Below are 19,222 nucleotides of genomic sequence, written 5' to 3' on the forward strand. Positions count from 1 at the left end.
TAAAAGATTGCACTAAATTGTGCAAAAGGAGTGAAAACTCAAAAATTAGCTTCTTAAAAAACAAAAAGATTATTAAAAAAATTATTCAAACAATTTTTAATATCTCATTAAAAATTATAACTCTAATATTTTGATTTCACAAAGTATTGAATTTTCTTGAATTATTAAGAATAAACATCATATTTATTCCTAAATATAAATAATCTCTTATAACCAACTATAATTAATTTACACAGTATTTTGGATAGTCCCTGTCAAAGAAACGGCTCTGTTTTTATAAAATTAAATTCTAAATATCTCCATTAATTCTTCATCGAGTGTAGCGTTTATAATATCGTTTTTTATGAGGATATCGTAGAAATTATATACTTTTTCTTCCAATTCTTTGCCAGAAACATATTTAAAGGTTACCCTTTCAAGGAATTTTTCTACATTCTTTATAGGTGCTCTCATCATGTCAAATGAAAGTTTTGCAGCTTCTTTTCTATTTTCATTTACCCAGTTTATAGCAGCTTCCAATTCTTCCAATAATACCTTTGTAATTTCAGGATAGCTTCTAACTAAATCGCCTTTTAATACCATTCCAGCATTTGGTAACAAACCAAAACCATCATTAATTTCATTCCAGATCTTTCCGTAATCAAGTTCAGAATATTCTATATTACTTTCTTCAAGTGCCTGCATAACAAAACCGGCTTCTGGTTCTCTTAATAATACAGTATCAACTTTCCCTGAAAGGAAATCCATCATAATTTCCTTTGGTCTTCCAAAAGGATTACCGTATGAGAAGTTGAAATCTTCTATATTTAACCCTTTTGCCTGAATTAAGTATTTTGTTATTTTTGCTGGTGGTGCATCTTCAAAAAGAGGTAGATGTATGGTTTTGCCCTTTAAATCTTCAAGGCTTTCAGCCTTATAGCCTCGGGTTATAATAGAAAAATTATCCCATACAAATACAACAGGCATTTTTACATCAACATCTCTTAATTTTGCAGCAGTAATTAAAGCAGAAAAACTAATATCAGCTTTGCCATTTACAATCCAGCCAAGATGTTTTTCTGTTTCTTCCCAGATTTTTAACTCTTTAATGTTCACAACCTTTTTTAATCGTTTTGACTGTAATAATCTCATTATTATTGGATATCCTACAGGTGTTGCGGATTGAATGGTTACTGTTGGTTTTCCATTATCTTCAACATTTTCTTCTTCATCTTCGATTCTTCGCTTGAAATAAACCTTTACTTCATATGGATTTACCTGGTCTATTTCCGCATCAAATCCCATTCCATCAAGCATGTTAATTAATGGCGTTGGAACAAAGGTTTGAACAAGAACAAATCCTTCTCCTGGATTTAACGAATAAGCTTTCTTGATAATTATATCAAATGGATCCTGCTGCATCATTCTAACGTCAAGAACCTCATAATCTTCAATATTTGTGCTTTCTTTTGAAGGATTATACACAGAAACCCTAACTTTAAATGTATTGTATTTTTTTATGTTATATAGGTATTCCATATCTTCGATTATTTTTATAACGGGTTCTAAATCAATATTACCTTCAAAAACAACGGATTCACCGGATTTTAAGTCTTTTAATTGCTCAATTACAACACCAAGATTTTCAATATTACTTTCAGGTATTTTTATAATTTCTTCCGGTTCTTTCCAGGTAATTTCAGAGCTATTAAACTCTTCTTCTGATTCCCTAATACATTCAGGAAAAAGCTTGTATAATTCTTTTTCAAGACCTAATTCCTTATTTACAGTATGTAATATTTCACACAATGAAACGCCTGTCATTTTAGCAGCATTTTTAAATGTTGCAAATTTTGCAACAGTATTCCACATTACAGGATTTTGCATGGTTTTGAATTTTGGCGAAATTTTTACAAGTATTTCTTTTAATTGTGGATATTTTTCTATTGTTTCTTTTACGTTTGAATTTCCTGTAATTGGTTCAGGCTTTTCATATAATATAGCTCCAGTAGGACAGATTTCCATAGCTTTCCTGGATTTGATTAACTCTTCATCATTTTCAGGTTGTTTAAAAACAACAGCCTTTCCATCTTCGATTCTGAAATTTTCAGGTGCTGTTCTAACACAGGCCTTACACGCAATACATTTTTCTTTTATTACCTTATATTTTTCCATAAAGATCACCTCTTATATATTTTTAAATTAATTCCGATAATTTTTATCTAATTATATTATATACCATTTGTATATATATTTGTGTGAAGAAATACTCAGGGAATTGAAATTTATGTTAAGAATTTATTTCTAAAAGTCGAACAACAAAACTGGAATAATATTTTCATTCTTTATTTAAAAATTAACATAACTTTAATTAATTAGGGTGAGAAATATGATAAAATATTTCGGAACGGGTCTAAGGTCTTAAAGCCAGAATGGTACCTTAGCCCACTATTATTATTCCAAGAGGAGGTGACTTTATGTACGCTATTATTGAAGTTGGCGGAAAACAGTACAAGGTAGAAGAAGGAATGGAACTTTACACAGAAAAGCTCGTTGGATACGAACCAGGAGCAGAAGTTGTTCTTGACAAAGTTTTATTTGTAAAGGGAGACTCAGCAAAGATAGGAAAACCTTATGTAGAAAACGCAAAGGTTGTTGCTGAGGTTGTAAAACATGGAAAAGACAAAAAAGTATTAGTTGTAAAGTTCCAGGGTAGAAAAAACTACAGAAGAAAGAAAGGACATCGCCAACACTACACAGCTTTAAAAATTAAAAAGATTGAAGCTTAATACCAAAAATGATTAAAGTAAGTTTTAATCTAAAAAAAAGGGAAATTGAAATCAAAGGACATGCAAACTTTGATGAATATGGAAAAGATATTGTATGTAGTGCTGTAAGCGTATTAACGCAATTTATTGCAGAGATAGTGAAAAGTGAAAAAGTCGGTAAATACATAAAGAAAGACGGATATTTAAAAATCAATTGGTCAAAAGATGAAATGATAGATAAACTCGCTAATTATCTTTATTATGCACTGATTAGCATTGAAGAAAGTTATCCTGATAACTTGAAAGTGGAGGTGAATAGCAAATGAGAATAGATCTTCAACTCTTTTCTTCAAAGAAGAGTGGAGGTACTGCAAAAAATGGAAGAGACAGTAAACCAAAGTACCTCGGAGTTAAAAAAAGTGATGGACAGAAAGTAATTCCAGGAAACATCATTGTAAGACAAAGAGGAACACATTTCCATCCTGGAAATAACGTGGGAATGGGAAAAGATTATACAATTTTTGCTAAAATAGAAGGTTATGTAAAGTTTGAAATGAAGAATAACAGAAAATACATCAGCGTTTATCCAGAAAAGTAAGCTGGTGAGAGAATGAGCCGTGTAAAAATGTTATCCACGGCAGGGATATTGGGAGCGTTATCTGTATTGTTGATGTTTATAGAAATTCCTATATTCCCTTTTGCAAGTTTTTTGAAATACGATCCAAGTGCTCTTTTGATAATTGCATCATTATTGCTTTTTGATTGGAGAACAGCTGTATTCTCATTATTAACCAAAGATATAGTGTTTTATTTTGTGAAGTCCGGAGATATTATAGGAGTTTCGATGGATTTTGTAGCTATTTTAACCTTTATTTCGGTTTTAGCCTTTTTAAAATTAAATATGAACAAATATATTAAATATATAATTAGTTCTATAATGGTTGGAATAGCGATGGTTTTAATGAATATGGTAATAATCCCAATCTATTTTAAGATGTCTTTTAGTGATGCAGCAAAGTATTTTGGATTAAGTACCTGGACATTGATAATTACAATAATCGCTTTTAATATGATAAAGTTTATTGCCAATGGCATTTTAGGAGACTTGTTATATAATAGAATAAAAAATTTCTTTTCCTAAGAAAGGAGGACAGTAAAATGGCTTCAATTATGACTCAAAAGAGTTATTTAGCTAAAAATGAAGAAGTTGAAAGAAAATGGTATGTTGTAGATGCAGAAGGTAAATCTTTAGGTAGATTAGCTGCACAGATTGCTAGAATTTTACAGGGAAAACACAAACCTACATATACACCTCATGTTGATACAGGTGATTATGTAATTGTTATAAATGCTGAAAAGGTGGTTTTAACAGGTAAAAAATTAACACAGAAAAAATACTACAGACATTCTGGATATCCAGGAGGATTAAAAGAACAAACAGCAAAAGAAATTCTTGAAAAATACCCTGAAAGATTAATCGAAAAAGCAGTTAAGGGTATGCTTCCAAAAACAAAATTAGGAAGACATATGTACAAAAAGTTAAAGGTTTATGCTGGTTCTAATCACCCTCATGAAGCACAAAAACCAGAAAAGTTGGAATTATAAGGAGGGATTAATAAATGGCTGAATTTATAGATTATTACGGAACAGGTAGAAGAAAGGCTTCAGTTGCAAGAGTTCACTTAAGACCTGGTGAAGGAAAAATAATAGTAAACAAAAAAGAATACGCAAACTTAACAGAATACTTTAACAATAATCCTGTATGGTCAAAACACGCACTTGAACCATTAACAGTAACAGAAAATGAAGGTAAATTCGATATTGTTATTACAGTTAATGGTGGCGGAATGAATGGACAGGCTGGTGCTATAAGATTGGGTATTGCAAGAGCATTACTTCAATTTGATGAAAATTTAAGACCAGTTTTAAGAAAACACGGATTATTAACAAGAGACCCAAGAGAAGTAGAAAGAAAGAAATACGGTCTCAAGAAAGCAAGAAGAGCACCACAATTCTCAAAGAGATGATTTTGTTCGCTGCTTGAGAAGAATTTTGTATTTAATAAGGGAACGGTTTTTACCGTTCCCATACTTTTGATTATCTGGAGATGGTATTTTGATACCAAGAGAAGTTATTGATGAAATAAATTCAAGATTGGATATAAAGGATATGGTTGGAAGTTATCTTTCCTTAAAAAAGACTGGAAAGAATTATACTGCTTTATGTCCATTCCACCCTGAAGATACTCCATCCTTTTTTGTTTTTCCAGCTACAAATACCTTTCATTGCTTTGGTTGCGGGGTGCATGGAGATCCCATAACATTTATTCAAAAATATGAACATCTTACCTTTATAGAGGCTGTAAAAAAGGCAGCTGTTATGGCAGGTATAGATGTATCTAAATATTTGAAAAAAAGAGAATTGCCTCTTGAATTGCAAATTTTCGAAGATTATCATAAAAGATATCATGAAATCCTGTTAAACCTTCCAGATAACCATGTAGCCTGGAAATATTTAAATAAAAGAGGAATAAATAGAGATAATGCTATAAAGTTTGAACTTGGTTTTTCAAATGGAAGTATTAAATCTTTGATATTAGATAAAATGGATATTTCAAGGGATATAGGAGCATCTCTTGGAATTATCAGAAAAGACGGTAGCGAAGTTTTTTCAAATAGAATAATAATTCCTATAAAAGATGATTACGGTCGCATTGTAGCCTTTGCAGGAAGAAGTATAAACAATGAAAAACCAAAATATTTAAACAGTCCTGAAAATAAGTATTTTCAAAAATCTAATTTGTTGTTTTTATTTGATAAATCCAAAAATATAATAAAAAGAGAAAAATATTCTATTCTTGTTGAAGGATATTTTGATGCAATTCAAATGCATATAAATGGATTTGAGAATACCGTTGCTGTTTTAGGTTCATCTTTTACTCAATTGCATGCAAGAAAATTAATAAAATATACAGATAAAATAATTACCATGTTTGATATGGACGAAGCAGGGAGAAACGCGACATTACGTTCATTGGATTATCTCATATCCTATGGATTTCAGGTTGCTATTGCGCAATATACTGAAAAAGATCCTGATGAATTAATTCAAAAACATGGTGAAAATGGAATTTTAAATACATTGGAACAGTCGAAAAAATTTTATGATTTCATACCTGAATATTTTAAGGATAAATACAACCTTGAAGATGAATTTGGTGTGGAACAATATCTTGAAAAAATGGCAGAATGGTATATAAAATTTCAACGATCAAAACATGTTGCAGTAACAGATGCGTTTATAAAAAGAATAGCTATAATACTTTTGAAACCTGAAAATACAATAAAAAAAGCAATAGAAAATATCTTAAAATATAAAAAGTTCAATAAAAAGGTTATTCCATATATATCTGTTGAAGCTGAAGAAAAAAGCGAAAAAAATTATAATGAACTTGATAAACAGTTAATATGGTTATGGATAAAACATAAAAAATATAGAGATATGTTATTAACGCATTTGAAAGCAGAAGATTTTGAAGGGCTTGGAAAGGAATTTTTTTCTTTTGCCGAAAACGGAGAAGATCTTTCTTATATACTTGAAAATGGAAGTGAAGAGTTAATAGATTTAATCAAAATTTCATGGAATTTTGATTATGATATAGAACCAGATAAAGTTTTTTCAAGTCTAATAGAGACAGTGGAGAGGTTGCGTAAAGAGCGAGAGGTTAAAGCGCTAAGACAAAAACTAAAGAATACCACAGATGACAGAGAAAAAAAAGAAATAATGAAAAGAATCTTTGATTTACTCGCTACGCTCAAAAAGCGAGGAGGTGGTTTTTAGTGGCAGATAAGGATTTGATGAAGACCATTGAGGAAATAGGAAATCTGGAGATTGGCGAAGTTAGCGAAGGGCAGGAATATGTAAAAGCCCGAAAGAGAAAATCCTCAGACAAAAAGCCAAAAACCTTTGAAAAAATGGTAAAGGATCTTGTTAAAAAAGCTAAGAAGAACAATATGGTATTAACGTATGAGGATATTGATAAATCACTTCCTGCTGAACTGGATACAGAATTAATAGAAAAGATATATGAAGCACTTGAAAATGAAGGAATAATGATAGATGATGGTACCCAGCTTGATGATGAAAGTTTAAATGAAATAGAAGAAGTAATGGCAGCTGAAGGAGCTGCTGCAATTGATTTAATGGATTATTTAGGGGATGGAGAAACTCAGATTTTTGACAATATGTCATTAAAAGATCCTATAAAGGTTTATCTAAAAGAAATAGGGAAGATTAAGTTGTTAACACCTCAAAGGGAAAAACGATTGGCAAAAAAAGCTCAAGAAGGTAATAAAAAAGCAAGAGATGAATTGATAAAAGCTAATTTAAGGCTTGTTATATCTATTGCAAAAAAATATATAGGAAGAGGATTATCCTTTCTGGATTTGATTCAGGAAGGAAATATAGGATTAATAAAAGCGGTAAATAAGTTTGATTATAAGAAGGGATTTAAATTCAGTACATATGCAACATGGTGGATTAGACAGGCTATAACAAGAGCTATTGCTGATCAGGCAAGAACTATAAGAATCCCAGTGCATATGGTTGAAACAATAAACAAATTCAATAAAATTATCAGGGAATATTTGCAGGAACATGGTGAATATCCTTCACCAGAAAAACTTGCAGAATTAACAGGAAAACCAGTTGAAAAGGTAAATGAAATCCTTTTAACAGCAAGGGAAACAATATCTGCTGACTCACCGCTTGGAGCATCAGATGAAGATGATTCAACAATAGGTGATTTTATAGCAGATGATACATTGGATAAACCAGCAGAAGTTGCTATGAAAATGTTATTGAGAGAAGAACTTGAAAAAATTCTTGATACATTGCAGCCAAGAGAGGCAATGGTATTGAAAATGAGATATGGCCTTCTTGATGGTAAGGTAAAGACTCTTGAAGAGGTTGGACAGTATTTTAATGTAACAAGAGAAAGAATAAGACAGATTGAAGTTAAGGCATTGAGAAAGTTAAGACATCCAAGCAGAAGCGCTCAATTAAAAGAATTAAGTTCTATGCTTGGAAAAGAGTTATAATGGAGGATTCATATGGACGAAAAAGTGTTTAATATAAAACGTGAATATTCTATACCAGAATTCTTCAAAGAAGAGTTAGATAGTGAACAGCTTGATGCCGTTATAAACTCCACAGGAAGATCATTAATAATTGCAGGCCCGGGTTCAGGAAAGACCCGGGTCATTACATATAAAATCGCATATTTGCTTTCTCAAGGCATAAAACCGGAAAATATTTTATTGGTTACTTTTACAAGAGCTGCTGCTCGTGAAATGGTAGAAAGGGTAAGAAATGTAACCAATGTAGATACATCTTCACTAACTGCAGGTACCTTTCACCATGTGTGTAATATGATTTTAAGGAGATATGCAAAGGTTATTGGATATGAAAATAACTTTACTATTCTCGATTCAGAAGATGCGAAGGATTTAATGAGAATAGCAAAAAATGAATATAAGGAAACATTAACAAAGGAAGAAGCCAAACAAATTCCAGGTGAAGGGGTTATTTTAAAGATTATAGGATATGCCACAAATACGTTAAAATCCATTCGTGAAGCAATATTGGATATGGCTGCATATTTAATTGATTATCAAGAGGATATAGAAAGAATATATATGAATTATCTTGAAATGAAGAAAAAAATAAATGCAATGGATTATGATGATATGCTAATAAATACATTGCATCTTTTAGAAACAAATGAGGATATAAGAAATTATATAGCTTCAAAATATCAATGGGTATTGGTAGATGAATTTCAGGATACCAGTCTTGTTCAATTGAGAATAGTTGAATTTTTATCCAGTGTGCATAAAAATCTTATAGTTGTTGGTGATGATTCGCAAAGTATATATTCATTTAGGGGTTCAAGATTTGAAAATGTTGAAGAGTTTCAGTCACATGAAGATGTAAAATTATTTAAAATTCAAACAAATTATAGAAGTGTTCCTGAAATAGTTGAATTAGAAAATTATCTTATTCCAACACACTCTATTCCAAAAAAATTAAAACCATATAGAAGTTCCTATCATATGAAACCAGTAATAGTGAAAACATATGATGAATTAGAACAGGCAGATTTTATAGTGCAACTTATAGAAAATAAATTTGATGAAGGTGTTTCTCCAGAAGAAATAGCTATATTATACCGTTCCCATAGTTTATCAATGGTACTACAACAAAAATTGGACGTAAAAAAGATTTCATATAAATTATTATCTGGTAAGAGATTTATAGAAACAAGACATATAAAAGATATAATGGCTTTTTTAAAGATATTAGCAAATCCATATGATAATATTTCATGGACACGTGTATTAAAGCTGTTTCCAGGTATAGGTCAAAAAACACTTACAAAAATCGTTAACGAATTTTATGCAAACCTTATGGAATATCCAACACCATATGGAGCATTTGAACAGATTAAATTTAGAAAGTATCCAAAAGCCAAAGAAATAATATTATATTTGTTTGAAAATAGCGATGAAAATCCACAGGATTTAATAGACTATATATATAATGAGTTTTATAGGGAATATCTGGAATTAAATTTTAAAGATGCATATTCAAGAAAACAGGATATAGAAAGATTAGGGGAAATTGCTTCAAGATATAAGTCAGTAGAATCCTTTCTTGAAGAATTGGCATTAAGTGAAAATATAGAAATACAAAGTGCCGAGAAAGATAGAAAAAATGAAAGAATTACATTAACTACAGTTCATGGTGCAAAGGGATTGGAATGGAAGGTTGTAATAATAATTTCTGTAAACCCTGGAGATTTCCCAAACGGAATGGCATTAAAAGAAAAAAAGATAGATGAAGAGGAAAGATTGTTTTATGTTGCTGTAACTCGAGCAAAAGATGAGTTGTATATAGTAAAACAGCTTACTGGAACGACAAAGCCGTATTACGGCAATTCATTTTACATGAGGCAGAAATTACCAGATTTTACAGATAAAATTCCAAAAGAACTTGTGGAACACTGGAAAATTGGATATTCAGATTAAATAAAAAATGCGAGAGAAAGAAATCTCTCGCATTTTATTTATTATTATACAGATAATTTTCCTGTTGCCACGAGGAATATAACAACTATAGAAATAACCCACATTACTCCATATGTAAGTTTTTGCCCACCTGTTAAACCTTCGCCTCTTTCCTTTTTGGCTATAGGATATGCAAATATACCAAATGAATAAATTACCAATGCAGTTATTATATATATCCATCCAACTGCATAAATTACCCATGCTGTATAAATTACAGCAACCCACGCAAAGAATTTATACAATCCGCTATTTTCTTCTTTTGCTACTTTAACTCCAAATACAGCGGAGAAGAAATATGGTAATAATATTGTTGTTGTAGCAATATAGAATATAGTATTATAAACATTTTGTAAAGTATCTGATAATAAAGATAATAAGAAAATCTGAGTGATGATATTTGTAATTGTCAATGAAAATACAGGTGTGGCATTTTCATTTTGCTGAGCAAATTTTTTAGGGAATACATTATCTTTAACTGCGGCAATATACGGTATCTCTGCAGTAAGTAATAACCAGCTTAGCAAAGCACCAAAAACAGAGAATAAAAATCCAAAGTCGAGAATATATTGTCCAGGTTTACCCATAACTTTACTTAAAACAGTACCAAGAGGTGAAGTTGAATTAACCAATTCGCCCGGTGGTACAACACCCATTGTAAAAACAGAAACTGAAATATAAACAATAAGTGTAATAATAAAGCCAATTATAGTAGCTTTTCCGACGTCTTTTTGTGATTTCGCCTTATTTGAAAGAACAACTGCGCCTTCTATACCAATAAATGCCCATAACATAGTTCCAAAACTATCATTTACCTGCTTGAAAATAGATGCTGTTTCTCCAGTTGCAGCAATTTTGGTTGAAAAGAATATATCTTTTACGAGATCAGGATTAAACGCAAAAATTGAAACTATAGCAACAAGAAATAGAGGAATTAATTTTAAAACAGTTAAAATAGCATTTGTGGTACCAGCTGTTCTAATTCCGCTAACAATTAAAAAGTGATAAACCCATAGAATAATACTTGAAAAAACAAGTGCGATAATTTTATTTTGTTCTAAAATTGGGAAATATCCACTTAGAATTTTCATTATTACAGCAAAGAAAGCAATATTCCCGAGCAACGCACTCCACCAATATCCCCACGCAGAATTAAACCCTACAAATTCTCCAAATTGTTCTCTGGCATAAGAGTAAATACCACCTTCTAATTCGGGACGTTTATAGGATAAAAACTGAAATACCATTGCCAGAGAAAAAACACCGAATCCTGTAATTAGCCAACCAATTAAAATTGCTCCAGGGTTTGCAACGCTACCAAGATCAGCTGGTGAGTTGAAAATCCCGGCGCCAATCATTGAACCAATAACCAGCATGGTAAGTGCAAATAACCCTAAAACTTTGTTGTTGCTCATACTTCACCTCCAATATTTATAGGATAAATTAATCCCCCCTATTCATAGGCATTGACATACATCGTGGTCCTCCACGACCTCTTGATAATTCACTTGAAGGTATTTCAATAACGCTAATGCCATTATCTCTTAAAAGAGTGTTTGTAACATAATTTCTATCATATGCGATAACAACACCAGGTTTTACGGCTAAAACATTTGAACCGTCATTCCATTGCTCTCTTTTTGCTGCAATTTCATCTTCTCCACCACATTTTAATATTTTTACCTGACCATTTTCAAGGTATTTTTGTAATATTTCTTCAAGTGATTTGTTCTCTTCAATAACTTCAAGATCACCGTCTTTTCCTTTTTTAATTACATATACCAATAAACTGGATTCTAATTGCGAATGAGCGAGGAATTTATCTGTATCAACCATTGTAAAGATAGTATCAAGATGCATGTATGCTCTTTTCTTTGGGATATTAATAGCAAGAATAGTTTCAAATGATTCATCTGTTTCAAAGAATAGTTTCTTGGCAAGGATTTCTACAGCTTCGGGATCTGTTCTTTGTGAAATACCTATAGCAAGAACTTTTTCGGTAAGAACCAATACATCTCCGCCTTCAATAGCAAAAGGCAATGTCATATCGTAGTAAATAGGAGTATTTTTGAAGTCGTTATTATATTTTACAACATATTTCATAAATAATGATTCTCTTCTTCTTGCTTTTGTTCTCATCCTGTTTATAACAATACCTTTACCAACAAAAGCAACAGGATCTCTCTGGAAATAAAGGTTTGGTAATGGCAATAAATAAAACTGTTTGTTAAGCCTTACCTTTGTTGAAAAATTCTCTTTCTTTAATTTAAATTCATTAATTCTAACTCCACCAACAATTTTATTTATCATTTCCTTTGTTTCAAAGCTTAAAAGATATTCTTCAAGAGCTTCCTTTATATATTCATTTTTAACCTCGCTTAATTCAAGATATTCTTTTACAAATTGCTCTTTTATAGAATCTTCGCTTAAAGATGTAGCCAATAAATCAGTTACATATTCTACATGAACACCATTTGTTCTTAATACATCAGCGAAATAATCGTGTTCCTGCTGAGCTTTCTTTAAAAATGGAATATCTTCAAATAATAATTCTTCAAGTAAATCAGGTTCCATATTTTCAAGTTCTAAACCTGGTCTGTGTAATAACACACGCCTCAATCTTTTAACTTCTGAATATACATTTATTCCCATGATCATACCTCCCGTAGATATTTTATTATCCAGTAATATTATACATTTTTAAAGTATTTTTTAAAAATTCCAATTTTAGCCAAATTTTATTGCTAAGAAAAATTTTTCATGGTTATTATAAAATTTTATCAGTATGCAGGAGTATGCGTGAGTATGCGTAAGTATGCGTGAGTATGCTCCTTTTTAACGTGAAAAAAATTTCACATATTATTATTTACATTCTCTTCTAATATGTGTTATTTAATGTATTTAAAATTTGCTATAATATAATAGAAAAAATATAATTATGGAGGTGTAAAATGGGTAAAAAAATTCTTATTGTAATAATTGCTTTATTAAATGTAATGATTTTTTCGACAAACATTTATAATTTCGAATATTCTTTAAAAAACAATTCAAGAGTTGCAGAAACAAAATATTTTAAATTTATATTTGAGAAAAATTTATCTTATATCTTTCCTGTATTAAATAAAGTAGTTGACAAATTATATGAAAATTATGAAGATTTTTATGAAACGTCACCAGGAAGTATAACAGTATTTGTATATGATGATGTAGACTTTGTAAATTCATTTGCTATTCCGCATTTGAATATTATAAGATTATATGTAAATCAACCAGATTCTTCAATAGGGTTAACTGAAAATGTACGTACATGGCTGCCGTTTGTTTTTTCTCATGAGCTTAATCACGTTTTTTATGGCAATATGAGGAATAAATATATAGACTGGATTCCATATGATTTTATCAAAAAAGGATTATTATCAATGAATTGGCAACCAAGTTATTTGCATGAAGGACTTTCAATATATATGGAAAGCAAATATTTTAAGGGAAGATTTGAGGATAGTATATTTAATATGTATTTAATGGCAGAAATTATTTCAAATAAATATCCAGAATATTATCTTGGTTCTGGTTCAATGACAGATAAATGGTCACCAGCAGGATTTAATTATATGTATGGTGCAATATTTACAAAAGAGATTTCTGAAAAATATGGAGAAGAAACATTAAAAAAAATCATACAGGATATGAATTCAAAATTGTTTTTTAACACGATAAAATATTCTTTTGAAAAGGTCACAGGAGAAAAATGGAAAGACTTTTTATTATATATAAAGGTGAAATATAAAAATCTTTATTTAGGTAGATCTGAAAAAGGATATAAAGATAATTATAAACCTTTAAATAATGCATTTCATTATACCGGAAATCTTAATACAGATGGAGAAAAGCTGTATTATTATGGAGAATTTGAAAATAAAATTAAAGGGGTATATAAAGGTGACGAATATGTAGGCAATTATAGAAAATTTAGCATATCAAAAGATGGAAAGCTATTATACCTTTCAAGCATTACTAATAATAATGAAAATAGAAATATTCTTTATTTAAAATGTGATTGTCCGTTATCTGATAAAATAATTGCAAACAGAGTTAGATCCTTTAATTTTATTGATAATAATAGAGTGGTATATACAACAATAAAAAATGGTTTTACTACTACATATATAATGGATTTAAGAACAGGAAATAAAGAAAAAATAATATCAGAAGGATATTATGTAATAAATAATTTTACATCTAATGGTAAAGAAGTATATTTTTCAGCTAACTTTGACAATACCACTGATATATATAAATATGAAATAGAAACAGGAAATTTATTGAGATTAACAAGAAACCAATATACTGAGAGAGATTTATTTCTGTATAACGATTACTTATATTTCTCAGCGGATTATGAGGATAATATATACAACATATATAGGTATAATATAAAAAATAAAAAATTGGAAAAAATAACAAATCACATATACGGAACATTTAATCCTGTAATCATAAAAGAAAAATTATATTTCATTTTTTACGATGAAAATGGGTATCATATTTCAACATTAAATCTAGATAATTTATCAAAAAAATTAATTGAGACTGTTGAATTTAATGAATATATAGCTGTTTCACCTTTAATTTATCATATGAAACCTGACAAATATAGTAAATATGAGGAAAAAACAAAATATAATTATATAATACCATTAGTTTATAATAATAAAATAGGTGTGGGATATATATCTTTAAGCGAAGGTTTGAATTACGGTTTTGGTGCAGGTGTGTTAACGGATATCAATAATACTTCAATGATTGTTGGAGGATATTTGAATTTATATACTAATAATTTTATTTTATCTACAATAGGAAATGAAGGAATATATACGGACATTTCAATATCCAAAGATTTTCAATTTTATTTAAAATCAAAATATTATCTGACAATTTCAAATAATCTTCAGTTGCATAATATATCCCCTGTATCAAATACCTTTAGTATAAATATAACAAATAATCCGTATTATATAAACAGCATTCAGTTATATAATTATAATGTATCAATGAACATTAATAATGCATATACATCAATAAATATTTCAAAGCCATTCTATGTATTTTCATTTGTTACAACACCATATGGATATTACGATACATCTGGAAATCTTGTTTTAGGAACATCTTTTTCAAAAAAAATATGGAATCCTGATATTTCAATATTTGATGGAAAATTTAGATTTGATAATTTATATTTAACAGGTAATATATCCTATAATATTCCTTTTCACAAAACAACATGTGGAATATCTCTGATATTTAATTTTACAGAATTTTACTGGGCAAATGTTCCAATTCCAATAAAAATAATTGATTTTTCAAATTAATAGATATAAGTATTAATTAGCTATAATCCCCCGATATTGGGGGATTATTTTTATTTTAAAAATTATGAAAATGATTTCTTGGAAAGATTACGGATAATTAACGAGAGTTATGGTTGATTATTGTTAGTAGGTTATTTTTTTTATAACATAATGTTACTTGTAATATTTCGAAAATAAATATATAATATGATTAAAGATATTGAAATTAAGTTAATAATTTTTTGAAGAAAACTTGAAAAAGTTTTAAATATATTATGTATGTCTATTCTTGTAAAAGGAGGGGAATTATGATAACGTTTTCTTATGATTACGCAAAACCCAAAACGCTAGATGAAGCCCTTGAATTATTGCAAAAAGACGGGGCTTATCCTATGTTAGGAGGAACTGATTTAATTGTAAAAATGAGAGCGAATCGAATTAAACCAACAGTTGTAGTAGATTTAAAAGGAATTGATGAATTATTTAAAGTAGATTTTTCCAAAGAAAATGGATTAACCTTTGGTGCTGGAATAAAACTCAATGTATTGGTTGAAGAATTTGATTTTGTAAAAGAATATTATCCAACATTGTATCAGGGGGCAAGAGTAGTTGGAGGGTATCAAACCAGAAACAGAGGAACTGTTGCTGGTAATATTTGTAATGCTTCACCTGCTTCAGATACAGCTCCAGCATTATTAACATATGATGCGGAATTAAATCTTGTAAGCAAGGAAGGCGAAAGAACAGTAAAATTAACAGAATTCTTTGTAGGACCAGGAAAAACTGTATTGAAAAAAGGAGAGATTGTAAAATCAATCCATTTGCCTTTTGAAGGTGAAAGTATAGGAAGATATTACAAGATTTCAAGAATTAAAGCAGTTGACCTTTCAACAATTGGAATGGCATTAACTGTAATTGATCCAGAAGGAAAGAGAGATATAAGAGTTGCATTAGCTTCTGTTGCTCCAACACCAGTTAGAATTTTTGAAGCAGAAGAATTTATAAAGGGTAAAGAATTAACAAAGGAAAATGTTGAGGAGTTTGCAAGAATAATACATGATAGTGTTTCTCCAATAACAGATGCAAGGGGAACAGCTGAATATAGAAAAAGAATGGCTAAAATATTACCTATAAAATTGCTAAGAGAATTAAATTTGTTGAAGGAGGGGATATAATATGAAAATTACATTTACAGTAAATAATGAAAATGTAGAAGTTGATGTAAAGCCAAATGAAACCCTCCTTGATGTATTAAGAGAAAAATTATACCTTACAGGTGCTAAGGAAGGTTGTGGAAATGGCGAATGTGGTGCCTGTACAGTTATATATAATGGAAGACCTGTAAATTCATGTCTTGTTTTAGCACCAGAAGCAGAAGGCGCAGTAATTGAAACAGTAGAAGGCTTAACAAAGGATAATAAATTACATCCTATTCAGGAAGCATTTATTGAAGCTAATGCTTTCCAATGTGGATATTGTACACCAGGATTTATTATGTCTACAAAAGCAATGTTAGAAAAAGTTCCAAATCCAACAAAAGAAGTTATTGTTGAAAGATTGGCAGGTAATTTATGTAGATGTACCGGTTATACAGTAATTATTGATGCTGTGAAATTAGCTGCCCAGAAAATGGGAGGTGCAAAATAATGAAATACGAATATCAACCACCTATTAAATTTGAACATGTAGGAAAACCTATGAATCGTGTAGATGGTTTTGAGAAGGTTACTGGAAACGCTAAATATGTAACAGACATGTTTTTCCCAAATATGTTATATGGTGCAGTAAAAAGAAGTCCAATACCTCATGGAATTATAAAAAAGATAGATACCTCTAAAGCTGAAGCTTTGCAGGGTGTAAGAGCAATAGTTACAGGGAAAGATGTTCCATATAGACAAGGAATTTATCTTGTTGATAGACCTGTAATTACTCCTGATAGAGTTAGATATGTTGGAGAACCAGTGGCAGCTGTAGCAGCAGACTCATTGGAAATTGCAAGAAGAGCTGTTGAATTAATAGAAGTTGAATATGAAGAATTACCTGTAGTTCAGGATCCAAGAGAATCCTTAAAAGGTGAAGTATTAATACATCCTGATCTTGCAAATTATGATAGATTACCTATATATAATATAGAACCTGAAAGAAATGTATTTCATCACCATAAAACAAGAAAAGGTGATGTAGAAAAAGGTTTTAAAGAAGCAGATGTTATAGTTGAAGGTGACTATTACTTACCTCAAATGTATCATGCTCCACTTGAACCACATGCAGCAATAGCTTTCTGGGATTATAACGAAAAGCTTACTGTATGGTCAAGTGCACAATCTCCATTTACATTAAGAAATTTAATAGCTCATGCATTTAAGATTCCAAGACATAAGGTTAGAGTTATAGCTCCTTATGTTGGTGGAGGATTTGGTGGTAAAGCTGGTATAAATATGGAGGGTATAGTAATTGCATTAGCTGAAAAAGTAAAAGGAAGACATATAAAGCTTGTTTATACAAGAGAAGAAGATGTCGCAACAGTTGTTAGACAGGCAATGTATGCTCATATAAAAACAGGTGTTAAAAATGATGGAACAATTGTGGCAATGGAAGCTGAATTAATATTCGATGGAGGAGCATATGCAGAATATGGAACAAATGTTGTAAGAGCTGCTGGATATACACTTCCAGGTCCATATTATGTTCCAAACCTTAAAACAGATTCCTTTGGTGTTTATACAAATCACTTTATTGGTGGTGCATTTAGGGGATTTGGACATGGAGAATTGCATTGGGCAACAGAAAGAAATCTCGATGAAGTTGCACAAAAATTAGGTATAGATCCACTTGAATTAAGATTGAAAAATGTATTAAAGCCAGGATTAACAAATTCAATGGGTCAAACTATACATCATGATACTGGTGATGTAGAAGCATGTTTGAAAAAAGCAGCAGAATTAATAGAATACGATAAAAAACCTGAACAACCTGCAGATCCAAAGAAAAAGAGAGGTAAAGGTATAGCAGGTCTTGTAAAGGCTCCAGCTATGCCGACAAATGCAGCATCAGCCGTTGTAATTAAATTTCATGAAGATGCAACAGTAACATTGCAGGCAAGTATTCAGGAAATTGGTCAGGGATTCAATACAGCAGTTACGCAAATGGCTGCAGATGCATTACATATTTCACCGGATAAAATACACTTTGTAATGCCTGTTGATACTGATGTAAATCCATATGAATGGCAGACAGTTGCAAGTAGGGCATTATGGACTGTAGGTAATGCATTATACAGAGCTGCGGAAGATGCATTAAATCAAATCAAAAATATAGCTTCACAGGTATTGGGCGTTGCACCTCATAATTTAGAAGTAGAAGATGATAGAGTATATGTAAAATATAGACCGGAAAAATATTTATTGTTAAAAGATGTTGTAATGGGATACACCTACCCAGATGGGCATGCCATTGGTGGCCCGGTAATTGGAAGAGGTAGTTTTGTTCCTGAAATGCTTACAAATCTTGATCTTGAAACAGGTCAGGGTAATGCAGCAGCTGAATGGACATTTGGAGCTCAGGCTGCAGAGGTTGAAATTGATACAGAAACAGGTGAAATAAAAGTATTGAGTATGGTTGGGGTGTTTGATGCAGGTACTATTATAAATCCAATTACAGCAGGTGGTCAGGTAGTTGGTGGAATGATTCAGGGTATGGGACCAGCATTATTTGAAGGGGTTAAATATAACGATAAAGGTTATCCATTAACTGTATCGTTTACTGATTATAAGATTCCAACAATAGCCGACATACCAGATGAAATAAAATATGACTTTGTTGAAACCTTTGAAGAATCTTCACCATTTGGTGCTAAAGGTGTAGGAGAACATCCAATGATTTCAATACCACCAGCAATAGCAGCAGCTATTTATGATGCACTTGGAGTAAATATAAATGAATTGCCATTATCACCGGATAAAATATTAAAAGCACTTGATGAAAAGAATAGTTAAAA

Annotated in this window: 16 protein-coding genes; 13 read left to right on the top strand and 3 right to left on the bottom strand. The window is 30.6% G+C overall.

Annotated features, from left to right (window positions below):
* Positions 1 to 282: 282 nt before the first annotated feature.
* Positions 283 to 2,154 (bottom strand): DUF1858 domain-containing protein, encoded by a 1,872-nt coding sequence (locus XO10_RS08260; protein WP_175421386.1) that lies wholly within the window; start codon positions 2,152 to 2,154, stop codon positions 283 to 285.
* 302 nt (positions 2,155 to 2,456) lie between these two features.
* On the opposite strand from XO10_RS08260, the gene rplU reads away from it, so the two are divergent.
* The 9 genes from rplU to XO10_RS08305 all read left to right on the top strand — a co-directional run bounded on the left by rplU (position 2,457) and on the right by XO10_RS08305 (position 9,835).
* Positions 2,457 to 2,768, top strand: a complete 312-nt coding sequence (rplU, locus tag XO10_RS08265; RefSeq protein ID WP_014297125.1) for a 50S ribosomal protein L21 — start codon at positions 2,457 to 2,459, stop codon at positions 2,766 to 2,768.
* Between the two features lie 8 nt (positions 2,769 to 2,776).
* A complete protein-coding gene (locus XO10_RS08270; RefSeq protein WP_014297126.1) occupies positions 2,777 to 3,073 on the top strand; it encodes a ribosomal-processing cysteine protease Prp in 297 nt (98 codons plus the stop codon).
* Positions 3,070 to 3,345, top strand: coding sequence for a 50S ribosomal protein L27 (gene rpmA / locus XO10_RS08275; protein WP_014297127.1), 276 nt, complete (start codon positions 3,070 to 3,072; stop codon positions 3,343 to 3,345). The genes XO10_RS08270 and rpmA overlap by 4 nt, the downstream gene beginning before the upstream one ends.
* A gap of 12 nt (positions 3,346 to 3,357) precedes the next feature.
* Positions 3,358 to 3,888 carry an ECF transporter S component gene (locus XO10_RS08280; RefSeq protein ID WP_041638581.1) on the top strand — a complete coding sequence of 177 codons (531 nt, stop codon included), beginning with the start codon at positions 3,358 to 3,360 and terminating at the stop codon, positions 3,886 to 3,888.
* A gap of 17 nt (positions 3,889 to 3,905) precedes the next feature.
* On the top strand, positions 3,906 to 4,352 hold the full coding sequence (gene rplM, locus XO10_RS08285; RefSeq protein ID WP_014297129.1) for a 50S ribosomal protein L13: 447 nt from the start codon (positions 3,906 to 3,908) through the stop codon (positions 4,350 to 4,352).
* A 14-nt stretch (positions 4,353 to 4,366) separates the two neighbouring features.
* Complete coding sequence (rpsI, locus tag XO10_RS08290; protein WP_175421387.1) at positions 4,367 to 4,774, top strand: 30S ribosomal protein S9; 408 nt, start codon at positions 4,367 to 4,369, stop codon at positions 4,772 to 4,774.
* An 88-nt stretch (positions 4,775 to 4,862) separates the two neighbouring features.
* Entirely contained in the window at positions 4,863 to 6,587 is a 1,725-nt protein-coding gene (gene dnaG / locus XO10_RS08295) for a DNA primase (RefSeq protein WP_175421388.1), read from the top strand.
* On the top strand, positions 6,587 to 7,846 hold the full coding sequence (rpoD, locus tag XO10_RS08300; protein ID WP_014297132.1) for an RNA polymerase sigma factor RpoD: 1,260 nt from the start codon (positions 6,587 to 6,589) through the stop codon (positions 7,844 to 7,846). The genes dnaG and rpoD overlap by 1 nt, the downstream gene beginning before the upstream one ends.
* 12 nt (positions 7,847 to 7,858) lie before the next feature.
* Positions 7,859 to 9,835 (top strand): ATP-dependent helicase, encoded by a 1,977-nt coding sequence (locus XO10_RS08305; RefSeq protein ID WP_175418480.1) that lies wholly within the window; start codon positions 7,859 to 7,861, stop codon positions 9,833 to 9,835.
* 44 nt (positions 9,836 to 9,879) lie between these two features.
* Here the strand turns inward: XO10_RS08305 and XO10_RS08310 are convergent, their stop codons facing one another.
* Both XO10_RS08310 and arcA read right to left on the bottom strand, forming a co-directional pair.
* Positions 9,880 to 11,289, bottom strand: a complete 1,410-nt coding sequence (locus tag XO10_RS08310; protein WP_075780698.1) for a basic amino acid/polyamine antiporter — start codon at positions 11,287 to 11,289, stop codon at positions 9,880 to 9,882.
* Positions 11,290 to 11,317: 28 nt separating this feature from the next.
* The gene (gene arcA / locus XO10_RS08315) at positions 11,318 to 12,532 is read right to left on the bottom strand and encodes an arginine deiminase (protein WP_041638584.1); all 1,215 of its coding nucleotides are present in this window, start codon (positions 12,530 to 12,532) and stop codon (positions 11,318 to 11,320) included.
* Positions 12,533 to 12,825: 293 nt separating this feature from the next.
* Here arcA and XO10_RS08320 point away from each other — a divergent pair, with 293 nt between their 5' ends.
* The 4 genes from XO10_RS08320 (at position 12,826) to XO10_RS08335 (ending at position 19,220) form a co-directional block, all read left to right on the top strand.
* Positions 12,826 to 15,246 (top strand): hypothetical protein, encoded by a 2,421-nt coding sequence (locus XO10_RS08320; protein WP_175421389.1) that lies wholly within the window; start codon positions 12,826 to 12,828, stop codon positions 15,244 to 15,246.
* Positions 15,247 to 15,533: 287 nt separating this feature from the next.
* Positions 15,534 to 16,400 carry a xanthine dehydrogenase family protein subunit M gene (locus XO10_RS08325; protein WP_014297137.1) on the top strand — a complete coding sequence of 289 codons (867 nt, stop codon included), beginning with the start codon at positions 15,534 to 15,536 and terminating at the stop codon, positions 16,398 to 16,400.
* 1 nt (position 16,401) lies between these two features.
* The gene (locus tag XO10_RS08330; RefSeq protein WP_014297138.1) at positions 16,402 to 16,872 is read left to right on the top strand and encodes a (2Fe-2S)-binding protein; all 471 of its coding nucleotides are present in this window, start codon (positions 16,402 to 16,404) and stop codon (positions 16,870 to 16,872) included.
* Positions 16,872 to 19,220, top strand: a complete 2,349-nt coding sequence (locus XO10_RS08335) for a xanthine dehydrogenase family protein molybdopterin-binding subunit (protein WP_075780699.1) — start codon at positions 16,872 to 16,874, stop codon at positions 19,218 to 19,220. Before XO10_RS08330 ends, XO10_RS08335 begins: the two co-directional genes overlap by 1 nt.
* The last annotated feature ends 2 nt before the right edge of the window (positions 19,221 to 19,222 follow it).

It is taken from the genome of Marinitoga sp. 1135, assembly GCF_013363245.1.
Lineage (GTDB): Bacteria > Thermotogota > Thermotogae > Petrotogales > Petrotogaceae > Marinitoga > Marinitoga piezophila.